The 21,879-nt window shown below is 40.5% G+C and carries 21 protein-coding genes and 1 pseudogene; 1 reads left to right on the top strand and 21 read right to left on the bottom strand.

Going from position 1 to position 21,879, the window contains the following annotated elements:
* Nucleotides 1–11: 11 nt before the first annotated feature.
* From I6F53_RS01520 to I6F53_RS01425, 20 genes are all read right to left on the bottom strand, one after another.
* Complete coding sequence (locus I6F53_RS01520) at nt 12–872, bottom strand: MinD/ParA family ATP-binding protein (RefSeq protein ID WP_002959312.1); 861 nt, start codon at nt 870–872, stop codon at nt 12–14.
* Nucleotides 865–2,346 carry a flagellar biosynthesis protein FlhF gene (flhF, locus tag I6F53_RS01515; protein ID WP_197238259.1) on the bottom strand — a complete coding sequence of 494 codons (1,482 nt, stop codon included), beginning with the start codon at nt 2,344–2,346 and terminating at the stop codon, nt 865–867. Before flhF ends, I6F53_RS01520 begins: the two co-directional genes overlap by 8 nt.
* A 21-nt stretch (nt 2,347–2,367) precedes the next feature.
* Entirely contained in the window at nt 2,368–4,479 is a 2,112-nt protein-coding gene (gene flhA / locus I6F53_RS01510; RefSeq protein WP_197238258.1) for a flagellar biosynthesis protein FlhA, read from the bottom strand.
* Nucleotides 4,480–4,552: 73 nt separating this feature from the next.
* The gene (gene flhB / locus I6F53_RS01505; protein ID WP_197238257.1) at nt 4,553–5,683 is read right to left on the bottom strand and encodes a flagellar biosynthesis protein FlhB; all 1,131 of its coding nucleotides are present in this window, start codon (nt 5,681–5,683) and stop codon (nt 4,553–4,555) included.
* A gap of 9 nt (nt 5,684–5,692) precedes the next feature.
* Nucleotides 5,693–6,472, bottom strand: coding sequence for a flagellar biosynthetic protein FliR (fliR, locus tag I6F53_RS01500; protein WP_197238256.1), 780 nt, complete (start codon nt 6,470–6,472; stop codon nt 5,693–5,695).
* Nucleotides 6,473–6,474: 2 nt separating this feature from the next.
* Nucleotides 6,475–6,744, bottom strand: a complete 270-nt coding sequence (locus I6F53_RS01495; RefSeq protein WP_197238255.1) for a flagellar biosynthetic protein FliQ — start codon at nt 6,742–6,744, stop codon at nt 6,475–6,477.
* 40 nt (nt 6,745–6,784) lie between these two features.
* A complete protein-coding gene (gene fliP / locus I6F53_RS01490; RefSeq protein ID WP_197238254.1) occupies nt 6,785–7,525 on the bottom strand; it encodes a flagellar type III secretion system pore protein FliP in 741 nt (246 codons plus the stop codon).
* A 4-nt stretch (nt 7,526–7,529) separates the two neighbouring features.
* Nucleotides 7,530–7,913, bottom strand: a complete 384-nt coding sequence (gene fliO, locus I6F53_RS01485) for a flagellar biosynthetic protein FliO (protein WP_010553903.1) — start codon at nt 7,911–7,913, stop codon at nt 7,530–7,532.
* Nucleotides 7,910–8,308, bottom strand: coding sequence for a flagellar motor switch protein FliN (gene fliN / locus I6F53_RS01480; RefSeq protein ID WP_166420991.1), 399 nt, complete (start codon nt 8,306–8,308; stop codon nt 7,910–7,912). Before fliN ends, fliO begins: the two co-directional genes overlap by 4 nt.
* A gap of 20 nt (nt 8,309–8,328) precedes the next feature.
* Nucleotides 8,329–9,420: a flagellar motor switch protein FliM gene (gene fliM, locus I6F53_RS01475; RefSeq protein ID WP_197238253.1), complete on the bottom strand. Its 1,092-nt coding sequence runs from the start codon at nt 9,418–9,420 to the stop codon at nt 8,329–8,331.
* A 9-nt stretch (nt 9,421–9,429) separates the two neighbouring features.
* Nucleotides 9,430–9,960, bottom strand: a complete 531-nt coding sequence (fliL, locus tag I6F53_RS01470) for a flagellar basal body-associated protein FliL (RefSeq protein ID WP_197238252.1) — start codon at nt 9,958–9,960, stop codon at nt 9,430–9,432.
* A 57-nt stretch (nt 9,961–10,017) separates the two neighbouring features.
* Nucleotides 10,018–11,976, bottom strand: coding sequence for a flagellar hook-length control protein FliK (locus I6F53_RS01465; RefSeq protein WP_197238251.1), 1,959 nt, complete (start codon nt 11,974–11,976; stop codon nt 10,018–10,020).
* An 89-nt stretch (nt 11,977–12,065) separates the two neighbouring features.
* Complete coding sequence (gene fliJ / locus I6F53_RS01460; RefSeq protein WP_002959337.1) at nt 12,066–12,512, bottom strand: flagellar export protein FliJ; 447 nt, start codon at nt 12,510–12,512, stop codon at nt 12,066–12,068.
* Nucleotides 12,512–13,846 (bottom strand): flagellar protein export ATPase FliI, encoded by a 1,335-nt coding sequence (gene fliI / locus I6F53_RS01455; RefSeq protein ID WP_197238250.1) that lies wholly within the window; start codon nt 13,844–13,846, stop codon nt 12,512–12,514. The genes fliJ and fliI overlap by 1 nt, the downstream gene beginning before the upstream one ends.
* A gap of 18 nt (nt 13,847–13,864) precedes the next feature.
* Nucleotides 13,865–14,671, bottom strand: coding sequence for a flagellar assembly protein FliH (fliH, locus tag I6F53_RS01450; RefSeq protein ID WP_197238249.1), 807 nt, complete (start codon nt 14,669–14,671; stop codon nt 13,865–13,867).
* Between the two features lie 3 nt (nt 14,672–14,674).
* Nucleotides 14,675–15,715, bottom strand: a complete 1,041-nt coding sequence (gene fliG, locus I6F53_RS01445; protein ID WP_007581881.1) for a flagellar motor switch protein FliG — start codon at nt 15,713–15,715, stop codon at nt 14,675–14,677.
* On the bottom strand, nt 15,708–17,423 hold the full coding sequence (fliF, locus tag I6F53_RS01440; protein ID WP_197238248.1) for a flagellar basal-body MS-ring/collar protein FliF: 1,716 nt from the start codon (nt 17,421–17,423) through the stop codon (nt 15,708–15,710). The genes fliG and fliF overlap by 8 nt, the downstream gene beginning before the upstream one ends.
* A gap of 20 nt (nt 17,424–17,443) precedes the next feature.
* The gene (fliE, locus tag I6F53_RS01435; protein ID WP_008168784.1) at nt 17,444–17,776 is read right to left on the bottom strand and encodes a flagellar hook-basal body complex protein FliE; all 333 of its coding nucleotides are present in this window, start codon (nt 17,774–17,776) and stop codon (nt 17,444–17,446) included.
* 156 nt (nt 17,777–17,932) lie between these two features.
* Entirely contained in the window at nt 17,933–19,399 is a 1,467-nt protein-coding gene (locus I6F53_RS01430) for a sigma-54-dependent transcriptional regulator (RefSeq protein ID WP_197238247.1), read from the bottom strand.
* Nucleotides 19,396–20,508, bottom strand: coding sequence for a sensor histidine kinase (locus tag I6F53_RS01425; RefSeq protein ID WP_197238246.1), 1,113 nt, complete (start codon nt 20,506–20,508; stop codon nt 19,396–19,398). The genes I6F53_RS01430 and I6F53_RS01425 overlap by 4 nt, the downstream gene beginning before the upstream one ends.
* A 132-nt stretch (nt 20,509–20,640) precedes the next feature.
* On the opposite strand from I6F53_RS01425, the gene I6F53_RS01420 reads away from it, so the two are divergent.
* Complete coding sequence (locus tag I6F53_RS01420) at nt 20,641–21,237, top strand: DNA-3-methyladenine glycosylase I (protein ID WP_197238245.1); 597 nt, start codon at nt 20,641–20,643, stop codon at nt 21,235–21,237.
* Nucleotides 21,238–21,367: 130 nt separating this feature from the next.
* Here I6F53_RS01420 and I6F53_RS01415 read toward each other — a convergent pair.
* Nucleotides 21,368–21,739, bottom strand: a pseudogene (locus I6F53_RS01415) (transposase); the annotation flags it as partial.
* Nucleotides 21,740–21,879 lie beyond the last annotated feature (140 nt).

Genomic DNA, 21,879 nt, shown 5'->3' with positions numbered 1-21,879 from the left:
TATTGTCATAATTAGCCGTTTACTAGTTTCTCAATGAAAAACTCTAAATGCCCAGATGGTTGGTTTGGTATTGGCCATTTAACTGCTTTTGTTGCCAGCGTTTTAAACGCAAGAGCGGCTGGCGAATTAGGAAAGAGCTCTACTATTACTTTTTGACGACGCGTTGCTTTGCGCATATTTTCGTCATAAGGAACCGTTGCTACTAGCTCCATCGACACATCTAAAAAGCGATCGGTAACCTTAGATAGCTTTGCAAATAATTCAGTGCCTTCACGCATACTGCGAACCATGTTGGCAACAATTTTAAATTTATAAACGCCATGCTCACGGCTTAATACTTTAATAAGTGCGTAAGCATCTGTGATTGATGTTGGTTCATCGCACACTACAACCATTACATCTTGTGCTGCGCGCGAAAAGCTCAGCACCATGTCCGAAATACCAGCGGCTGTATCTACAATTAAAATATCAAATTCGGTATTCAATTCGCTAAACGCACGAATTAGTCCAGCATGCTCCGATGGTGATAACTCAACCATACTTTGCGAACCCGATGTAGCGGGTACAATTTTAATACCAGCAGGACCTTCAACTAAAATTTCGTCAAGCTCACATTCACCAGACAAAACATGTGATAAATTACGCTCTACACGTAAACCAAGCATCACATCACAATTTGCTAAACCTAGGTCAGCATCCAGTACTAGTACTCTATTACCTTGCTGCCCTAGTGCAATAGCGGTATTTAGAGAAACATTTGTTTTCCCCACCCCACCTTTACCACCGGTTACAGCGATAACTTTAACGCCGTTGTTATTGTTTTGACTCATTTTGCGCAGGCCGCTTGCTTGATCTAATACTGTGTTAATCATACATCCCTACTGTACTTGACGCCACTGCTTGATGCCTTGAATGTTGTGCTTTTGTTCTTTTTAAATATAATTGCTCAGCCTTTTTTACTAGTTTTTCAGCATTTGCAACACGAATATCTTCTGGTACTCGTTGTCCGTTAGTAAGATACCCTATTGGAAGGCGATTTTGAATCGCAATACTAATAATCTCACCCAAACTTAATGATTCATCTAACTTGGTGAAAATACAACCACTTAACTGTACTTTTTTAAAGTGGCGTACAGTTTCTTGTAATACATTCATTTGCGCTGTGGCACTGAGTACCAGGTAGTTGCGAATGTCCACACGCTGGTTGCGCATTAACGTATTTAACTGCTCAGTTAAGCGTAAATCTCGTTGGCTCATACCTGCCGTATCAATTAACACTAGACGTTTATTTCGTAAATGATATAAAACTTCAGCTAACTCATTAGCATCTTTAACTTGTTTAACACCACAACCAATAATACGGCCGTAAGTTGCAAGCTGCTCATAAGCACCAATTCTGTATGTATCCGTGGTTATTAAGGCCACTTTATCAGCGCCATACTTTTGTGCACCTAACGCTGCAAGCTTAGCAACTGTGGTGGTTTTGCCCACACCGGTTGGACCCACTAACGCATATACACCACCTTGGCGAAGTATTTCGTTATTGGTTGTTTGCATTTGATCTTCAACCATTGTTAGCAATGCTTTCCAGCCTTGTTGACGAGATACATCGTCAGGTACAAAACATGCCATTTGCTGCGCGACTTCTTTATCAATACCCATGCCGACCAAACGGTCAACCATACAAGCACGAGTTGGGTCGCGACGTGCCATGTCTTGCTGCATTAAACCCGATACTTGATGTTCTAATAATTGACGAATTGCGTTCATTTCTTCACGCATTGTTGTCATTTCTTCGCTTTCATTATTTTTATTTTGTGGGCGAGCAGTTACCGGGCTATCTAAATCATCAAAGTCACGGTCTAAATCATCAAAACCTAAGCTATCGGCTTGAGTTTGTGGACGTGCCTGGGCTTCATCATCACGTGCAAACATATTTTTAGTACGCAGCTGCGCAGCAGGTTCTTGATAGTTATCAGTAGTATCAATACCCGATTGTGAAAACATAGATGCTAGTTCAGGAGAACGTGGACGCGGTGATTGACGCTCTAATAATGCTTGTAAGCTGTCAGCCACTTTTGCTTGAGGCTCAGGTTTGGCACGCTGAGGCTCTGGCTTTATAAAATTATGCATACTTTGCTGTGGAGCTTGAGCACGAGGCTCAGCAGTACGTTGTGGTTGCACTGCTACTTTAGGGGTTGCTTTGTCATAATCAACTGCCGCTACAATTTCTACACCGTTAGCTAGCTTTTTATTTGACATAATAACCGCATCAACACCTAACTCATCTTTAACTTCTTTAAGTGCTGTGCGCATATCTTTAGCAAAAAAACGTTTAATCTTCATGGTTTAACCCCTGTTAAAATCTTATTGTTGGCCTACCGAGCTTACAATCTTGATCTGTCTTTCATCTGGTACCTCTTGATAAGACATCACTCTCAATCCTGGAATGGTGTACTTAACAAAACGAGATAACACAGTGCGTAACATTCCTGACGTTAGCAATATAGAAGGTTCACCGGCCATTTCTTGATTTTGATGCGCTTGTGTCAATGACACTTGAAGTCGCTCTGCAAGTCCTGGCTCAATACCGGCACCTTCATCACCTGCATTTTGTAATGACTGATGCAACATCTGTTCCAACTCAGGCGCCAAGGTTATGACAGGGATTTCTGATGACATACCCACCGCATCTTGAACAATTAATCTACGCAGAGAAATACGCACTGCAGCCGTTAATACATCAGGGTCTTGGCTGCGCGGACCATATTCAACAAGGGTTTGAACAATTGTTCGCATGTCGCGAATAGCCACCCCTTCATTCAATAAATTTTGCAGTACTTTTACAATTGCAGTTAATGGTAATACATCGGGTACTAGTCCTTCCACTAAACGAGGATGGCTTTTAGCAAGCATATCAAGCAAGTTTTGAACTTCTTCATGTCCTAGTAATAACGCTGCACTGTTAGTTAATAACTGGCTAATATGGGTTGCAACTACCGTAGCAGAATCAACTACGGTATAACCGAGTGATTGCGCTTCATCTTTTTGATCGGGTTTTATCCATACTGCATCAAGGCCAAAAGCAGGGTCTTTAGTGTCAACGCCTTTAATTGGACCAAATACTTGCCCTGGGTTAATCGCTAGCTCGTCGCCATGTTTAAGCTCGCTCTCACCGGTTGAAACACCCATTAACGTTATTCTATAAGCATTAGGGTCAAGCTCTAAATTATCGCGAATATGCACAGGCGGCACCAAAAAACCAAGTTCTTGGGAAAGCTTTTTACGTACACCTTTAATACGATTAAGTAACTCACCACCTTGTGATTGGTCAACTAAAGGAATTAATCTGTAACCTACTTCTAAGCCAATTACATCAACCTGCTGAACGTCATCCCAACCAAGTTCTTTTTGTTCTTGTTTATTTGCAACACCCGTTGCTGCACTTCCACCATTGGCAGCCTCTTCAGCCTCTGCAGCAGCGGCTTTTAATTTACTTTGCTGTGTGTAGTAAGCTAAATAGCCTAGTAACGCACCTAAACTTAAAAAAGCAAAATGTGGCATGCCAGGCACAATACCCATGATGATCAAAATACCTGAAGCAATAAATAATGACTTTTCATTACCAAGTTGTTTCTTGAATTGATCCCCCATATTGAGCGATTCATTTTGACGGGTTACAACAATTGCAGTACCAATAGAAAGCAATAAAGAAGGGAGCTGAGCAACTAAGCCATCACCAATGGTAAGCAATGTATATACTTCCATGGCATCGCCAAAGCCCATATTGTGCTGAATCATCCCTACAAATAAACCACCAACAATATTGATGATTAATATAACAATACCTGCAATGGCATCGCCTTTTACAAATTTACTCGCACCATCCATTGAGCCGTAAAAGTCGGCCTCGCGTGTTACTTCCTCACGGCGGTCACGCGCTTGTTCAGCACTAATAAAGCCAGCGTTTAAATCGGCGTCAATGGCCATTTGTTTACCTGGCATTGCATCAAGGGTGAAACGTGCAGATACTTCCGATATACGCCCCGCACCTTTAGTAATTACCACAAAGTTAATAATGATCAGGATTAAAAATACGACCAAACCAACAGCGTAGTTACCACCAATAACCACGGAGCCAAACGCTTCAATTACTTTACCTGCAGAGTCGCCACCATTATGGCCTTCAAGTAATACAACACGAGTACTTGCAACGTTAAGCGCTAAGCGCATAATTGTAGCGATTAGTATTACAGAGGGGAATATACCAAACTCGACTGGCTTCATCGTGTAAACAGTCACGAGTAAAACCACTAATGCGAGGGCAATATTAAATGAGAAAAGAATATCGAGTAAAAATGGCGGTAACGGTAAAATCACCATCCCCAAGGCAGCAAGTACAAGCAAAGGAGTACCGACCCCTTTACCATACTCTTTTTTGTCTCTGTTAAGTTGTTGTAATACCGCTTTAAAACTCATAATTCTACAATTTCAAAAAATTGACACTACGTAGAATTAGCAATAACTATTCCAAGTTACTAGGCTTGCGGTTTTAATACTTATAATCGTCGGGGATCGGGAGCTTATTATTAAGTTTAGTTGGGCGTTTTCCGCGCCCTTTATTAAAGCGTTTAAGCTGAAATACATACGCTAAAACTTGAGCCACAGCGGTAAATAACTGATCCGGTATTTGCTCTCCTACTTCAGCTGTATGGTAAAGCGCTCGCGTCAACATAGGGGATTCTAAAATAGGTACTTCGTTACCTATTGCTACTTTACGAATTTGCATCGCCATTTCATCTATACCTTTCGCAATTACAATAGGCGCTCCTGCGCGCTCTGTATCGTATTTTAATGCCACTGAGTAATGAGTTGGATTGGTAACAATAACATCAGCATCAGGGACATCTTGCATCATGCGGTTTTGCGACATTTGCCGTTGTGTTTGCCTAATACGCGCTTTTATTTGAGGATCACCTTCAGAGTTTTTATACTCATCTTTAACCTCTTGCATCGTCATTTTAAGTTGCTTATGGTGAGTATAACTTTGATAAGGCGCATCTATTGCAGCAATAATAACCAACGTACAAGAGAGGGCCAGAAACATCCATGCTAATATTTCTAACGCATGAATAATGTTATTTGGTGCCGGCTCTATACTTAAATGTAAAATCTCATCAAAGAAAGTGTTAATTAGAAATACAGCAAAGCCAGCAACTACAGAAAACTTTAAAATAGCTTTAGTCAACTCTACCGCAGCTTGGGGGCCAAACATACGTTTAAAGCCTTTGAACGGTGACATTTTACTTGCTTTGGGTGCAGCTGCTTGCCAACTAAAATTAAACCCTCCCAATAATGTATTGCCGATGATGCCTGCGAATAAAATTATTAATACAAACATTGCCATGGGGAAAATCAATGCACCTGACACACTTTCCCAAACAGCAAACATTTTAGTGGTATCGAATGCTTCATTTCGGTTAAGGCTCAGCATTCGTCTCATAATATTGTAAAGGCCTTTACCAATTTCTGGCCCATACATCAAAAGCGATATAGCCGAAAAAATAAGTACAAACATAGTACCTAGCTCTTTTGAGCGTGCTACCTGTCCTTTCTTTTTTGATTCATCTACTTTTTTCCCCGTGGGTTCTTCTGTTTTTTCTTGTCCTGAATCTTCAGCCATTAGGCCCTCCTACGGTGAACAACCAACTAAAGTGCACATTAGCTCAACCATTTTTAGCCACTGAAACTCAAATTGAAGAGTAAAATTACCTAACGTTGCCCAAATAATCGTCAGTCCTGCAACAAGTGTGAACGGAAAGCCAATTGCAAAGATATTTAATTGCGGTGCAGCACGCGTCATAATACCGAAAGAAATATTAATCACGAGCATAGCAGTAAGCGGCGCCAAGGAGAGTACCAGTGCTGTAGTAAACATCCAGCCACCCCAGGTTACTATGTCCCAGTAATGATCTACAGACCACCAAGTACCATCAATCGGTAGCACTTGAAAACTATGTACCACCATTTGAATCATCATTAAATGACCATTAAAAGCAAAAAATAACAAGGTGGCCAAAATAAGGAAAAACTGGCCAACTGCGGGCACACTTGCGCCATTAGAGGGATCAATTACTGAAGCAAAACCTAAGCCTGTTTGCATAGCGAGTATTTGCCCTGCCAACACAAAGGTATTTAATAAAAGTATTGATGCAAAACCAATAGCAACACCAATCATCATTTGTTGGATAACCACTAAAATCATCTCAAACGAAAACAAATTAGTGAAGGTAGCAGGCGGCAGGACAGGCACTACAACAAGGGTTACAACAACCGACAACCCCATTTTTATACGCGTAGGCACATTTTTAGCACCCAAACCTGCCATAATCATAATCATTGAGCTAATGCGTACCAGCGGCAACAAAAAATCGCTCAACCATTGAATAACTACTGCAAATGGATACTCCACATTTAACCTGCTATTTCAGGAATAATTAGTACAATTCTAGTAAAAAAATCCATTAATTCTTGAGTTAACCAATGCCCCCCTGCTATTAATGCACTAATAGTAATTAGTAAACGAGGTAAAAAGCTTAATGTTTGCTCATTAATTGACGTTGCAGCCTGAAACACCGCAACCACTAAGCCAATAATTAAGCCTGGTACTACAATTGCAGACACCAACTTAATAACTAAAAATAGTGCGTCACTAAGAATATCAACAAAAATTTCCGGTTCCATGTTGTGCTCCTATTGTTGAATCATGTTAATGCTTTGCATACTAAGTCCCTAAACCAAAGCTTTTGGCTAAGGTACCCATTACCAAGCTCCAACCGTCTACAAGTACAAATAGCATTATTTTGAACGGCAAGGACACTATCATGGGGGAAAGCATCATCATACCCATCGCCATTAATACCGAAGCGACCACTAAATCTACGATTAAAAATGGGATAAAAAACATAAATCCGATTATAAATGCGGTTTGCAGTTCACTGGTTACAAATGCAGGGATCAATACGATTAATGGTGTGTCTTTTGGTGAGTCGAGCTGATCGTAACCTGCTATTTTAGCAAACGTTTCCAAATCTTTAAGACGAACTTGAGAAAGCATAAACGCTTTCATTGGTTCTTTAGCAAGCTCTAAAGCCTCTACTGATGTAACCTGCTCATTTAAGTAAGGCTCTATAGCTCGCTCGTTTACCTGCTGATAAATAGGCGACATTATAAAAATACTTAAAAAAAGTGACATACCTAATAACACTTGATTTGACGGTGTTTGCTGTAAACCAATTGCTTGGCGCAAAATGGCGAGCACAACAATTATTCGTGTAAAGGAGGTCATCATAATTATGGCAGCCGGTATAAAACTCAGCGCCGTCATAATTGCTAAAACTTGTAACGTTACTGAGTAATCTTGTGTGCCATCAGCGTTTGTTGTAATAGTAAGCGCATCAATTCCTTCTGCACTTACACTTGGTACAAACACCATGGCAAAAATAATAAGCAGCCACTTTGTCATAGGTTTAATTCTTTTTATTTTGGTTTGATTGCGGGTTTAAAAGTTTACCAAATCGTTTAGCGAGTTCAGGCAGTTCTTTTTCACTTAATGGGGTTTCTAACTTGTGTAAGTAGTTAATACTGTGAGGAGTTACACCAAGTAAGTGCTGAGCATTATCTATTTCAACAACCATTAAACGCTCGCGAGAACCTAAAGGTAGGCTTCTGACTACTTTAAATTCATCGCTGTTAGCTAAATTTGGATTAAGCTTTTTAACAAAAAATGCCAACACAATAATAAGTACTAGCACCATTACAAGCGACAGTACCATAGAGAGTATATCTCCAGTGGGTGTTGCCACATCTGCTTTTGAAAAAACGGAACTCGTTAAAGCAATTAATAAGCTCATCGTAATTTTTTGATCCGCTCTACTTGGCTTATCACGTCAGTTAAGCGAATACCAAACTTATCGTTTACTACAACTACTTCGCCATGCGCAATCAATGTGCCGTTAACTAATACATCAAGTGGCTCACCTGCAACACGATCAAGCTCAACTACTGAGCCTTGGTTTAGTTGCAGTAAGTTACGAATATTAATTTTAGAGCGCCCTACTTCCATTGAAATAGTAACGGGGATATCTAAAATAGTGTCGAGTTTTCGTTTTTCATCGCCACTCATTTCGTGTTTTGAATCGCTTAACTCATCAAGCTCTGCAACATGTGCTTCGCCACTTTCATCCGGACCTTCGGCTTCTGCTAATGCTGCTGCCCATTCGTCCATTGTATCTTGATCATCGCTCATACTTTTAACCTTTTAATCAATTACCAGTCTAAGTCTACACCGTCAGAGAGGTGCAAATCATCTTCTAGTTCTGCTAATTCTGCATCTGAGTCAATTTTCTTGCCGCCTTTGGTAAATACATGCAGCTCAGATTTAACTGAATCAGGTCGTTTAATTTTTTCACTAATTTGTAGCGCAACATTATCGCGAGAGCGACCCATTTTAGCTCTAAATGTAGGTAGTTCTTCAACAAATACGGTTATATGCTCAGGCATTTCAACCGGGATGATATCACCGGTTTTGAGTTCCATAATTTGTTTTAAGGTTAAATCAACTTCAAGTAACTGAGTTGATATTTCAACCTCTACATCCATTATTTCATCACGAAGTGCTTTGCTCCAACGTAAATCCGTATCTTCAGTATCAGATTGAACACCCGCATCTAACAGTTCTCGAATCGGCTCAAGCATTGAGTAAGGTAAAGCGATATGAAAATCGCCACCGCCACCATCAAGCTCAATATGAAAAGAGCTAATAACCACAACCTCGGTTGGGCTTACAATGTTAGCCATTGCTGGGTTTACTTCAGAATCGAGATATTCAAACGATACATCCATAACCGGTGCCCATGCTTCTTTGTAATCTTCAAAGATTATTTTAAGGAGCATTTGTACAATTCGACGTTCTGTAGGAGTAAATTCTCGGCCTTCTATTTTTGCATGGTAACGCCCGTCACCACCAAAAAAGTTATCTACCAAAATAAACACAAGTCGTGCTTCCATGGTAATCAGGCCAGTGCCTTTTAAAGGTCTAAAACGCACCATATTTAAACTGGTAGGAACAAATAGAGTATGAATATACTCGCCAAATTTAATCATTTGTACGCCGTTAATAGACACCTCTGCGGTGCGGCGCATCATGTTAAATAGGCTAATTCGCATATGGCGAGCAAAGCGTTCATTAACAATTTCCAGCGTCGGCATACGACCACGTACGATCCGATCTTGCGAAGAGAAATCGTACTGAAGCGTACTTCCTCCGCCATCTTCACCTTCGTGTATATCTTCCTCTTCAACGTCATCAACACCATGCAATAGCGCATCAATTTCCTCTTGGGATAATAAATCGCTCACGCTAGCCCCTTATTGCATTACAAAGCCGGTAAACAATACCCGCTCAATTACTTTACTGCCTTCAACATCCATTAAGGCTTTTTGTACCTTTTCAAGTGCAGAAAAACGAAGTGTTTCTTTACCACTACTTGTACTTAATTCATCAGCTGTTGTAGTAGAAAACACGCTTAGTAGCGTCCCTTCTATAAGCGGAATATGTTTCTTGGCTGTTTCTTCATTTACTTCACCACGTACTAATAATTGTACTTTAATTTGTACAATTCTGTCGCGGCTTGAGCCAGGTACGTTAAACACAAATGGGCGTGGCATAGCAACATATAAAGCACTGCCCATTTCTGCTGAATCACCCGCTGCAGCAGAAGGAGCATCAGTAGACATTACAGTCTCTTCATCTAAGGTTTCAACTGGCGTATCCGAACCCGACATAAAAAAGTAACCCGCAGCCCCACCTATAATAAGTAGTACCGCTACTATAATTATTATTAGTTTCTTTTTACTTTTACCGGTTTCTTCAATTTCTAAACTTGCTTCTTCAGCCATCATGATTCCTTTAATTGCAAAGGTACTTGCTTGTTTTAACTATTATAATAGCAGCACTTAGGCATAGTAATCTATTGATGATGAAGTTTGTTGTCGAGAACTTTGTGCAGTATTATTTGCTTGCTCGTTATTTTCATCATTAACCGACTTATTATTAGCCAAATTACCTTGAGTTCCACCCTCACTTTGATCAGAGGTTTCACTACCTGATTGCCCATAAGAAATAGTGCTTTCACCAAGCTCTAGCCCCTGTTGCGCTAACATTTCACGCAAACGCGGCATTGATTGCTCAAGTGCCTCTTTAGCTTGTTGGTTTTGTACTACAAAGTTTATGTGTGCTTGTTCTGCATCGCTACGAATACGAATTTGCATACTGCCCATTTCAGGTGGATCAAGGCGAATTTCTGCTTCTTTATTATTAATGCTCAGCATTGAGCTAACGCGATCTTGCAGTAATTTAGCTGCATCACTTTTAACAATATTAATTGCCTGCATAACACCTGGGTCAATACTTACCTGCTTTACTTGTGATGTACTTTGTAATTGTTGAGTTTGTATTATTTGGGTATCAAGTAAGCTCTGATCATAACCCAATGAGTCGTATTGGCTTAATGTACTTGATTGCTGAGTATTTAGAGCGGCTGTAATTTGCGTAAATAGTTGCGCTACGCGTGCAGATGTTTGTTCTGCAGTTATTTTTTTAAGGCCATCTTTTTGTAATTCTTCAAGTGATTTTAATAAATCATCACGCTTAGTTGAGGTTGTTACGGCTTTATTTAAATCAGCCTCTTCGTTTGTCGATGTCTTTAAGCTTAACTTTTGTGGATTATATACTGTATTAGGAGTCTCTGACGCTACAAACGTTTTTGAGTCTGTCTTAGCGGTATCGGCAAGTCCTATTTCAATTGAAGCTTTTAATTCATTAACTGTTTGCTTAAGCACTGCCAATTGCTCGCCCTTAGGCTGCTCTGTTTTAATATAAGCGTTTAATTGCGTTAATAAGCTTTGTTTTTCAGTGGTATTAAGTGAATTGATTTCTGCGCTAAAAGAGTGTTTTGTTACCGTGCTCTGCGTTTTTTCATTATCAGTAATAAATTGCGCAAGCATTTGCTTAAGATTTGAAGTGCTACTAGTTGCGTTACTTGTTGAATCAGTATTTTCTAATACTTTAACTTGCGCATTAAGTTGCGAGCGCTGCTCAGGCGTTAAACTAGTAATAACGTTATTAGCTTTAATTAAGCTCGTATCCTTAGTCATTAAAGTATCTATTGCAGCACTTTTTTCACTTTCAGATGTCTGTGAACTTGCTTGTATCATTTCTGGTTCAGCTAATAGAGAGGTCGCTGAAGATGGAGTTACTGGCGTAGGCACTGGTGTTGGCAACACTATATTTTTTGAGTTTTTATCAACGGGTTTGTCTTGAGCTAATTGATTTTTTATATCCATTGTAATTAATTCAGCATCATCAACTATAGGGCCAATACTGTCATCAGGCTTTTTATTTATAGGATTTAATGGCTGTTCAATAGCTTCGGCAACACCACTTTTATGATACTTGCCTTCATTTAATGGTAACGAGTTCAAAGATAGTGAGTTTAAGCTATCAATTTTTGAGCCCTTTAAGTCCGCTGTTTTAGAGTCAGCATTATCTAACTCTGTACTTTCAGTTGCTTCAAAAGGTTTATTAACCGAAGTGCTCATTGCTTGTGCTGAATTAATTTGATCAAGCATCTCAACAGATACAAAAGTAACGTCGTCTGCTGTGTCCTCATCTCGCTTTGCACTCAGATTTTCATTTTCTTCTTTTTGTTTATGCTTAGGAATGGCAATCGAATTTTCGGCATTAGGATTTTTATTGCCTTTTTGCAAAGGCTCCATAGAGTTATGCGCTTCGTTTAGTTGGCTTAAAAACTCCTCGCCTAAATTTTCTTCGCTATTAGCTAAGCTATTGTCTTTAAAAGCTAACAAAGAGTCTTTTTCAGAAGAAGCTAAAAACGAAATGTTATTCATCGCCATAAATCACCTAATACCATTACGGCAATATGCCACCGCATACTGCCAAAAGTTAAATTCCACTAAGTAACAAAGCAATTAACGTGCCTGAATTACAAAGCTTTACGACGTTGAAAAAACTGATTAGCAGAAAATTCATCTAACATTTTTTGCTCATTTTTTGCCATTAACGCATTTGCTTTGAGTTTTTGATTTTCGATTAATTTAGCGACTGCTTTAGCTTTAATTTGCTGCTTAAGCCACAGCGTTTTACGTTGAGTAACTACTTGTTTAGCGGTATTTACAGTACTTGCTTGTTGACGAATTGCTTCTTCAATTTTAGCTATAAAGGCATGGTACTGCCCAAACCCGGCGCTGGACAAACCCGACTTACCTTTTAGGTGTAACTGCTGAGAGTATTCAAGTCTAAAATTGTTTAAACCTTGTAGTTTTTGTTGATTTGCTTGCAAGTTTTGATTGGCTTGTAAGTAACTCATGCGCAAATTTTCTTCTTTATCATTTTCAATTTTGAGCAATAAATCGAGTTTGTTTTTAGCCATTATGCTTGTCCTAGTAACTGAGCAAGACCTTGCAGACCATCATCGTAACTAATGACATCTCGCATACCTTGTTGTAAAAATGCATTTACTCTTGGCATCATATTTATAGCTTGGTCGAGCATTTGATCGGTCCCTTTTTGATAGGCACCTAAAGTAATCATATCTTTGTTTTGTTGATACATTGAATAAACTTGCTTAAGCACTCGGGCTTGTTGCATATGCGGCTCAGAAACAACTTGAGGCATAACACGCGAAATCGACTTTTCTATATCTATAGCGGGATAGTGCCCGCTGTCAGCTAAATCACGCGATAGTACAATGTGGCCATCTAATATCGCTCGCGCGGCATCAGCAATAGGGTCTTGCATATCATCGCCTTCACTCAACACCGTAAAAAAGGCGGTAATAGAACCTTGCCCTTCACCACCATTACCAGCACGCTCCACCAGCGCAGGTAATTTAGCAAACACCGAAGGCGGGTAACCTTTTGTAGCGGGCGGCTCGCCTACAGCAAGTGCAATTTCACGTTGCGCCATTGCGTAACGCGTTACCGAATCGAGTAACAATAATACGTTTAAACCCTGATCTCTAAAATACTCTGCAATAGTTACGGCGCTCTCACAGCCTTTTAAACGCATAAGCGGTGATGAATCAGCTGGCGCTGCAACAACAACTGAGCGTTTACGGCCTTCTACACCGAGTATTTCTTCAATAAATTCTTTTACTTCGCGGCCACGCTCACCTACTAGGCCAACAACAATTACATCAGCTTCGCTACCTCGGGTCATCATACCGAGTAGTACTGATTTACCCACACCAGAGCCCGCAAACAAGCCCATGCGCTGGCCTTGCCCTACTGTAATTATCGAGTTAATAGCACGCACACCTACGTCCATAGGCTTAGTGATTGGTCTTCTTGAAAGCGGGTTTATAGTGTTTTGCGCAAACTTTAAATGATGCTCAGCATTAATTTTACCCAAACCATCTAGCGGTCGACCTAAGCCATCTACCACGCGTCCTAATAAACTCATCCCTACAGGCAAACCTAAATTATTAACTTGAGGAATAACACGCGCACCAGGAAGTACACCAGAAATGTGGTCGTTAGGCATTAAGTACAAAGTTTGATCGTTAAAACCGACTATTTCGGCATCTACAAAGCCGTTCATGGTTTCTATTTTACATTGGCTACCAACGGGCGCACGTAAACCTCTAGCCTCAAGCGTAAGGCCAACAACACGCGTTAAAATACCGGCCACAGCAGGCGCTGGGGTTTTAATATGTTGTTGATACTGAGATAAGCGTTCGCTTAAAGGTGCACGTTGAGTTGACATAACACGCCAATAAAATAGTTAGATACCACTATTATGCAAAAAACTATCCAACGTTTCTTTGACACGTGTTTTAAGAGTCATATCGAGTGACGATTGCGCTGTTTTAACTTCACAGCCACCGCGCTCAAGTGTCGGTTCTGCCATTAATTGCCAGTTATTATCAATAATGGTTTGTTCGCCGTAGCTCTCTTTTATGAGTTCTAAATCTTCGGGATTTAAATATATTCGTACTTTTTCTTGTTCCGCATTAAGTGAATCAATACTTTGCTTTAACGTATGTAAAATTACATCAGGCGATGTTTTTACTTCTTGATAAATAACAGCTTCCGCCAACATGCTAGCAAGTTGTACTAATTGCTTCTCGGCTTGTTCGTCCACTTTATCTAGCGGTGCAGTTAACCCTTCTAAAATAGCTTTTAAACTCGTTAACTGCTCTTCAATTAATGGTTTTACATCATCAAGACCTTGTGTTTTACCTTGCTCTAATCCTTCTTTGTAGCCAGCTTCTTTACCTTCACCAACGCCTTTTTCAAAGCCGTCTATGTAGCCTTGCTCATGACCTTGCTTAAGGCCTTCTTCGTATGCGTCTTGTCTAATGCGTTCAAGCTCAACCATGGTAAGTGCAGGAAGTTCTGGTTCTTGCGGCTCATCAACCGGCATTTCTTCGGCTAATTCTTTTTTGTACAACTCACTAAGCGGTGTGCCGTAAGCTGTAGAGCGATTACCAAAACTGCTCTCATCTGGTGCTACATCTGGAATAGCCCAGTTTTTTAATAATTCATCTGCTTCATCAGCTCGAAGTGTACGTCCTTTGAGTTTGCTCATGGTTTACAGGAACTCCTCGCCACCGCCGCCGCCGAGCTGAATTTCACCTGAGTCAGATAAACGACGCGCTGTTGATAAAATCTCTTTTTGCGCCGCTTCTACTTCGCTTATACGTACCGGTGCCATGGCTTCTAAATCATCAGCAAGCATTTCGGCTGCACGCTTAGACATATTGCCCAGTATTTTATCTTTAAGAGCATCGTCGGTGCCCTTAATTGCTTTCATTAATACGTCTTGTTGAACTTCTCGTAGGATTGCTTGAATACCACGGTCTTCAACATCCATTAAGTTTTCAAACACAAACATTAAGTCTTGAATTTGCTGCGACATCTCTTCGTCGTGCTCACGTATAGAGTCCATTAACTGCCCTTCTACGTTGGTATCTAGGTAGTTCATAATATCTGCAGCAGCTTTTAAGCCACCCATTTTAGCAGCTTGCGCACCAGCTTGACCGGCAAATTGTTTTTCCATGATCTCGTTTAGCTCTTGTAGTGCAGCTGGCTGAACTTCTTCAAGGTTTGCAATACGCATAGTTAAATCTAAGCGCACTTTTTCAGGAAATTGAGCAATAATCTCAGCTGATTGCTCTGGCTCTAAGTACGATAATACAATGGTTTGAATTTGCGGATGCTCATTACGAATAATATTCGCTACTTGCTTAGAGTCCATCCATTTTAATGAATCCAAACCTTTAGCGCCTGAACCCATCACAATTTGGTCAATAAGGCTGGCGGCTTTGTCTTCACCAAGAGCGGCTGTAAGTGCTTTTTTAATAAAGTCTTCTGACTGAAAACCAATAGTACTAAAGCTCTGTATTTGTTCTATAAACAAGTTGTGTACGGCGCTTATTTTAGCTTGTGATAAATCCTGTAACCCAGCCATCGCCATACCCACTTTTTGCACCTGTTTTGGCTCTAAGTGTTTAAGGATTTGCGCGGCATCTTCTTCTGATAAACTCAAAAGTAATATAGCGGCTTTATCTACTCCATCTAGCTTATCAACATCAAAAGCTGGTGGGAGTTGTTTTTGTTCTTGATCAGTCATCTTCTGTTAACCACGCTTTGACTACTTGTGATGATAGTTCTGGTTCGTTAGCTACAAGGGCACGAATTGCTTTAAGTAAATCTTCGTCGCCATGTAAATCTGGTAATTGCAGTGTACCATCACTTGAGAAACCAACCGAAGCAGAATCAAAGTCTTTATTTAGCATATCAAGTGTATTGTCGCCAATATCTACGCCTGAGCTTAATGCATCGTCATCGTATTCTTCTAGTGTATCGTCTGGGTAAATTAAGCGTTTAAGCATTGGTTTAACTACTGCCATTATCAGTACTATAATAACTAAGGCTCCCAATACAAGGCGGGCTATTTTCATAAACCAGTCTTGTTCCCACAGTGGCACTTCTATTGCTAAATTTGTTTCTTCACGTACAAACGGCACTGTTACGACTTCAAGTGCATCACCACGTTGCATATCAAAACCCACACCACCTTGTAGTAAGCGACGAATATTTGACAATGCCTCTACCGAACGTGGAGTCATGGTTGTTTCGCCGTTTTCTCCCACTTTAGGGACGTAGTCAACAGCAACTGATACGCTTATTCTACGTATTACACCGCTTTGCTGGCGCTTATGAGAAATGGTTGTATCGAGTTCATAATTACGTGTGGCTTCTTTGTGGCTGCGTGTTGGTGATGTAGCTGTGCCTGCACCACCTTGCCCTGCAACCTCAGGAATGTTCGAGTTTAACGGTGGCTGATTTGTAAGCGCACCTGGAATACCAACAGCTAGGCCGCCAATGTTATTTTCTTCAAATGTGGTTTCGCTTCTAACCGCTGGTAGGTCTGGGTTATAACGCTTTTGAGTTTCTTCAATTGAGCTAAAGTCCATACTCAAATCAACTTGAGCTGTATAGTTTGCAAGCCCAACAACCGGTATTAAAATACTGTCTATTTTTTCAAGGTACTCTTGTTCGCGCTTACGTTCTAAATCGTATTCTTTACGAGAGCGTGCTGCTAATGAGCTTTGCGAACCTGAATTTAGTAATCGACCATTTTGATCGGTAACAGTAACTCGCATAGGCTCTAAACCCTGTACTGCCGAGGCAATCATATCAACAACAGAGTCTACTTCTTCACGGTCGAGTGAGCGACCACGCTTAAGCGTTAATACAACAGTTGCTGATGGTTTTTTCTCTCTACGCGCAAATACGTTTTCTTTAGGAATAGCTAACAATACTTTGGCGCGAGTAATGTTGTTAAGCTCTTCAATGGTGCGAGCTAATTGTTGTTCACGGCCATGTTTTAGGCGTTCACGCTCTAAGCGTTGGCTTACACCAAAGCCCATATCTTGCATAATTATATCAGAACCCGACGCAGGACCTTGCTCTAACCCTTCTCGAGTCATTAACAGTTTAATATTTTGGTATTCACTTTCATCAACCGATACCACATTGCCATCGAGTTGATATTCAATTTGTTGCGCATCTAAAAAGTCGAGCGTTTGAATCAGCTCTTCAGTTTGCATTTTCCCCAATGGGCGCATATCTGGCTGACGAGCCCAAATAATAATAAAAATCGCGATAGCTAAACAAATAGCTAATGCTATAACCAGTGTTACTTGGCGCAATACATCAACGCCATTTAAAGCACTTAAATAGCCTGATTTTTGTTCTTGTTGATCATCACCACCACTTTGGTCGATACCGCCACCAGCAAGTGCTAGGTCTGTAGATTGGTTAGATTGCGCCACAATAATTCTCCACTACCTAATTAAACAGGCATGTTCATGATTTCTTTATAAGCTTCAACAAGTTTATTACGAACCTGTACTGTAGCCTCAAAAGCAACTGATGATTTTTGAGAAGCAATCATCGCTTCAGCAAGCGATACACTTCGATCCCCCATTTCAACCGCTTTTACTTTTTGACCCGCATCTTGTTGCAAACCGTGCACTGTATTTAGCGCATCACTTAACATGTCGCCAAACTGGGAAGTAGAAGTAGGCTGAACTTGAGTCGGCAATTTATTAATTTGATTATTACGGCCGGCTTCTAAAGCCATTGATTGCATTTCTTGAAATACAGCACTGTTTTGAATTTTCATAATTTATCTCTGACACGCAGTGAACTCTTACAAGTAATAAAGCACAAAGCATGCCAAATAATTAATTATTTAAATACAGTAAGTTAACTTTTTATTTTGGGAGTCAGAGTTTTGACAACCCTAAGTTCGCAGCGCAAACTTAGGGTTTATAGGAGGCTATGCAGGGAGTGAAATACCTAAATCGCGCATTTGCGCTAGTTTATAACGTAAAGTTCGCGGGCTTATGCCCAACGTTTCGGCAACGTCTTTACGTTTACCTTGGCAACGTGCAAGGGTTTCTAAAATAATGCGATGTTCTTTGTCTTTAAGCTCATCTTTATAGCTACCTGTATCTGCCGCTAGTAAGCCTTGTTTAGGTTCAACCTCAACAGGTGATTTTTCATCGTAATATGCAGAGCTTAACGTGCTTTTCTCAATACCTTTATCTGCGTGAGCTAATTCTGTTGGTGATACGGTTTGAGCAGGTGCCAATGAAGGCTCCATAACAAAGTTACTAGATACTAAGTTTTCGATAAAAATTGCATGCTCATTTATCGTGTTACCAGTTCGCAGTATAAGTGCACGCTGTATAACGTTATCAAGCTCGCGTACATTACCAGGCCACGCGTGAGCCAATAACTTTTGCTCAGCAGCTTTATCTAAATATGCCATGGGCTCTTTGCTTTTACTTATATGGCGCTCAATTAAATGCTTAGCCAACACAATAATATCGCCAGGGCGTTGGCACAATGGTCGCCACATTAGTGGAAACACATTAAGTCTGTAATATAAATCTTCTCTAAACTGATTTTTAGCAACCGCTTCTTTTAAATCACGATTACTGGTTGCCAAAATACGTACATCGAGCTGAATTGTTTTACGACCCCCTAAACGCTCTACTTCACGCTCTTGCAGTACGCGTAAAAGTTTAGCTTGTAGCCCTAAGTCCATCTCTGTAATTTCATCGAGTAAAATAGTGCCGCCTTGTGCTTGCTCAAACTTACCCGGACATGCTTGAATCGCGCCCGTAAAAGCCCCTTTTTCGTAACCAAATAAAGTGGCTTCGAGCATATTTTCAGGAATAGCCGCACAGTTAATCGCCACAAATGGTTCATTACAACGGCTCGACTTATCATGAATATAACGAGCGAGTACTTCCTTACCTGAACCACTTGGGCCAAGTACCATTACACTTGCATCAGAGCGTGCTACTTTACTTGCAAGCTCCAATAATTGAATACTGGTTGGGTCGGCAACAATAGGGCCGTCGGTTTCTTTTGCTTTTTCAGGCAAATAACGGCTCACCATATTTAACAGCACTTCAGGTGCAAATGGCTTAGCCATGTAGTCAATTGCACCTAGGCGCATAGCCTCAACCGCATCGTCAATTGTGGCATACGCCGTCATCATCAAAACCGGTAAATCAGGGTGGTTTAATTTAATACTGCGTAGTAAATCAAGGCCACTCATTGCGCCCATTTGCACGTCGCTTACAACAAGCGAAAATTGATCTTTTTTAAGCAGCAACATTGCTTGCTCAGCACTGCTCGCTGCAACACATTCAATACCCGACATTTCAAGGGTATCTATTAAGGCTTCACGAAGCCCAGCGTCATCTTCGACAACTAAAATAGTGTTACTCATAATGACCCCTCTAATTTAGATGTTGCCTTAATAGGCAGTAACAAGCTAAAGCAGGCACCACCCTGCATATTATTAGTCACATCAACACGGCCTTGGTGCGCACTAGCCACCGAACTCACTACAGCAAGCCCTAAACCTGTACCCTGACTTTTTGTAGTAAAAAATGGTTCAAAAATTTTATCGCTTTGGCTTAAATCGACACCGGGGCCATTGTCGCTCACACTAATACGAACCATATCTAAATCTTTTAAATCTCTTTGTGCGCTAATTTTTACTTTTGCACCGCCGCCAATAACTTGAATACTATTGTGCACAAGATTTTGAATAGCACTGGCCAGTGCCGTTTTATTACCGACTATTTGTATATCCGGCTCTGGTAAACTTACATCCAACTCACTTTCATTAAGTGCGACCATCGCATCGGCGCCTGCTTTAACTTCTGTTAAAAGCTGCTGCATTGAAACTTGCTCAACCACTTGCTGATCGCCACTTTTAGCAAATAAAAGCATGTCGTTTACTTGAGTTTCTAAATCTTTTAAGCGCGACATTAACTTTGTTTGAAAGTTATCACGAGATGTTTCGGGTAAGCGCTTTGACCCTAAATTAGCAGCATAAAGCATAGCGGCTGAGAGCGGCGTACGTACTTGATGCGCTAACGATGCAACCATTTTACCCAGCGCGCTTAAACGCTGCATATGTGCAACACGTTTTTGTAAGCGGCGGGTTTCGGTTAAATCCGTCATTAAAATAAGTTGCCCAGGCTCTGGTGCTAAAGCGGTAATATCAAGCTTTATTAGGCGCCCGTCTTTTAAAGACACTTCGTGGCCATCATCTTGATGCGGCCTAAAAGAGCGCTGAATAACATTAAACCAGCGTTCGCCTTCAAGTGGCTCACCAAGCATATCAATCGCTATTTGATTCGCTTTCGCAATCAAGCCTTTGCCATCAAGTACAACCACGCCTGCTGGCATGGTATCAACCAAATGCGAAAGCCAACTTGCTTGCTTGCGCAGATCGCTTAATTCACCAATGTACTCCTCTTGAAGTAAACATGGGTTATACTGATTTGCAGAAAAAAACTGTGGTTTTAGCACGCTAGCAAGGGCCATAATCAAATCTCGAATTGATGTAGATACATGTCTAAATGCACGATTTATACCAAAATTTATTTACATACTTATCATTAAGTTACATAAATAATTTGAGCGACATAAAAATGACGCACACAAAAAGGAATAATAATGAGTGAGCAAATAAAGTGCCGTTGCCCGTGGCTCGACACCACTAAACCCGACTACGTTATTTACCATGATGAAGAATGGGGCGTGCCTCTTTATGATGATACAAAGCTGTTTGAATTTATCACGCTTGAATCCGCACAAGCCGGCTTAAGCTGGTACACAATTTTAAAAAAACGCAGCGGTTATAAAAAAGCATTTGCTAATTTTGATGTAAAAAAAGTAGCGCAATTCACACAAGATGACGTTGAGAGACTAATGCTTAATGAGGGTATTGTGCGCAATCGCTTAAAAATTGCGGCAACTCTTAACAACGCTAAATGCTTTATAGAAATACAAAAAGAATTTGGTAGCTTTAGTAACTACCAATGGCAGTTTGTCGATAATAAGCCGATTATAAGTAATTTGAATAATGTTGAGGACTATCCTGCAATTACAGAGGCATCAACCGCATTTGCGAAAGATTTAAAAAAACGGGGTTTTAAGTTTTTAGGACCAACCACCGTTTATGCCCATATGCAGGCCTGCGGCATGGTTAACGATCACAGTAATGATTGTTTTAGAAAAGAAGAAATTATTAAGGCTTTTAGTCGTGAGTAAGCAGGTAAATAGGTAGTAAGTAATTAAAAGCTTCGCTTTTCACGTGAGCAAGCTCTACGTCTACCGCCAAAGTTTAAGTTTGCGTTTATCTTGTAGATACCATCTCTCATTTTAAGCTTCAAGGTCGTATTTAACTTTCTTGGAGCTTAAACGCTTCTTGGTTTTTTATTACACCAAAACATATATGAATGAGCTTTCGCATATTTGCACACACAGCTTGCATCGGTGTTTTACCATTATTTATTAACGTTAACTTGTGTCGTTTTATTGTTTTATTCCATTGCCCAGCGACAATGGCCGCCATATAAAGTTTACATCGAATTCTGGCTGGCCCAAGTTTACTGATTGATGTTCGCCCTTTTAATTTACCCGATTCATTGTGCCGTGGGATTAATCCACAATAAGCCGCCGCTTCTTTGGCTTTATTAAATTTCTTAGCCGCAAATAAATACGTCAGCTCTCTCGATAATACGGGCCCAATGCCAGGGATAGACTCTAGGGCGTGTTGATCTTTGCGGTATAAAAAACAAACAGCATGAGAATAAGGTATAATTGAATTCGCTAAAAAACGTTACACCGAACCCTCATGCCAAGATTAATGTTAACAGACGCGACATGGAATGTCTTATCAAAAGTAATGCA

This window comes from Pseudoalteromonas sp. SWN29, assembly GCF_015864465.1.
Lineage (GTDB): Bacteria > Pseudomonadota > Gammaproteobacteria > Enterobacterales > Alteromonadaceae > Pseudoalteromonas.
Note: the sequence above shows the minus strand (reverse complement) of the source record. Positions and strands in the feature narration are given on the sequence as shown.

Coding starts and splice junctions, on each gene's coding strand:
- I6F53_RS01520 (WP_002959312.1), bottom strand. CDS start 872: ATGATTAACACAGTATTAGATCAAGCAAGCGGCCTGCGCAAAATGAGT.
- flhF (WP_197238259.1), bottom strand. CDS start 2,346: ATGAAGATTAAACGTTTTTTTGCTAAAGATATGCGCACAGCACTTAAA.
- flhA (WP_197238258.1), bottom strand. CDS start 4,479: ATGAGTTTTAAAGCGGTATTACAACAACTTAACAGAGACAAAAAAGAG.
- flhB (WP_197238257.1), bottom strand. CDS start 5,683: ATGGCTGAAGATTCAGGACAAGAAAAAACAGAAGAACCCACGGGGAAA.
- I6F53_RS01495 (WP_197238255.1), bottom strand. CDS start 6,744: ATGGAACCGGAAATTTTTGTTGATATTCTTAGTGACGCACTATTTTTA.
- fliP (WP_197238254.1), bottom strand. CDS start 7,525: ATGACAAAGTGGCTGCTTATTATTTTTGCCATGGTGTTTGTACCAAGT.
- fliO (WP_010553903.1), bottom strand. CDS start 7,913: ATGAGCTTATTAATTGCTTTAACGAGTTCCGTTTTTTCAAAAGCAGAT.
- fliN (WP_166420991.1), bottom strand. CDS start 8,308: ATGAGCGATGATCAAGATACAATGGACGAATGGGCAGCAGCATTAGCA.
- fliL (WP_197238252.1), bottom strand. CDS start 9,960: ATGGCTGAAGAAGCAAGTTTAGAAATTGAAGAAACCGGTAAAAGTAAA.
- I6F53_RS01465 (WP_197238251.1), bottom strand. CDS start 11,976: ATGGCGATGAATAACATTTCGTTTTTAGCTTCTTCTGAAAAAGACTCT.
- fliJ (WP_002959337.1), bottom strand. CDS start 12,512: ATGGCTAAAAACAAACTCGATTTATTGCTCAAAATTGAAAATGATAAA.
- fliI (WP_197238250.1), bottom strand. CDS start 13,846: ATGTCAACTCAACGTGCACCTTTAAGCGAACGCTTATCTCAGTATCAA.
- fliH (WP_197238249.1), bottom strand. CDS start 14,671: ATGAGCAAACTCAAAGGACGTACACTTCGAGCTGATGAAGCAGATGAA.
- fliG (WP_007581881.1), bottom strand. CDS start 15,715: ATGACTGATCAAGAACAAAAACAACTCCCACCAGCTTTTGATGTTGAT.
- fliE (WP_008168784.1), bottom strand. CDS start 17,776: ATGAAAATTCAAAACAGTGCTGTATTTCAAGAAATGCAATCAATGGCT.
- I6F53_RS01430 (WP_197238247.1), bottom strand. CDS start 19,399: ATGAGTAACACTATTTTAGTTGTCGAAGATGACGCTGGGCTTCGTGAA.
- I6F53_RS01425 (WP_197238246.1), bottom strand. CDS start 20,508: ATGGCCCTTGCTAGCGTGCTAAAACCACAGTTTTTTTCTGCAAATCAG.
- I6F53_RS01420 (WP_197238245.1), top strand. CDS start 20,641: ATGAGTGAGCAAATAAAGTGCCGTTGCCCGTGGCTCGACACCACTAAA.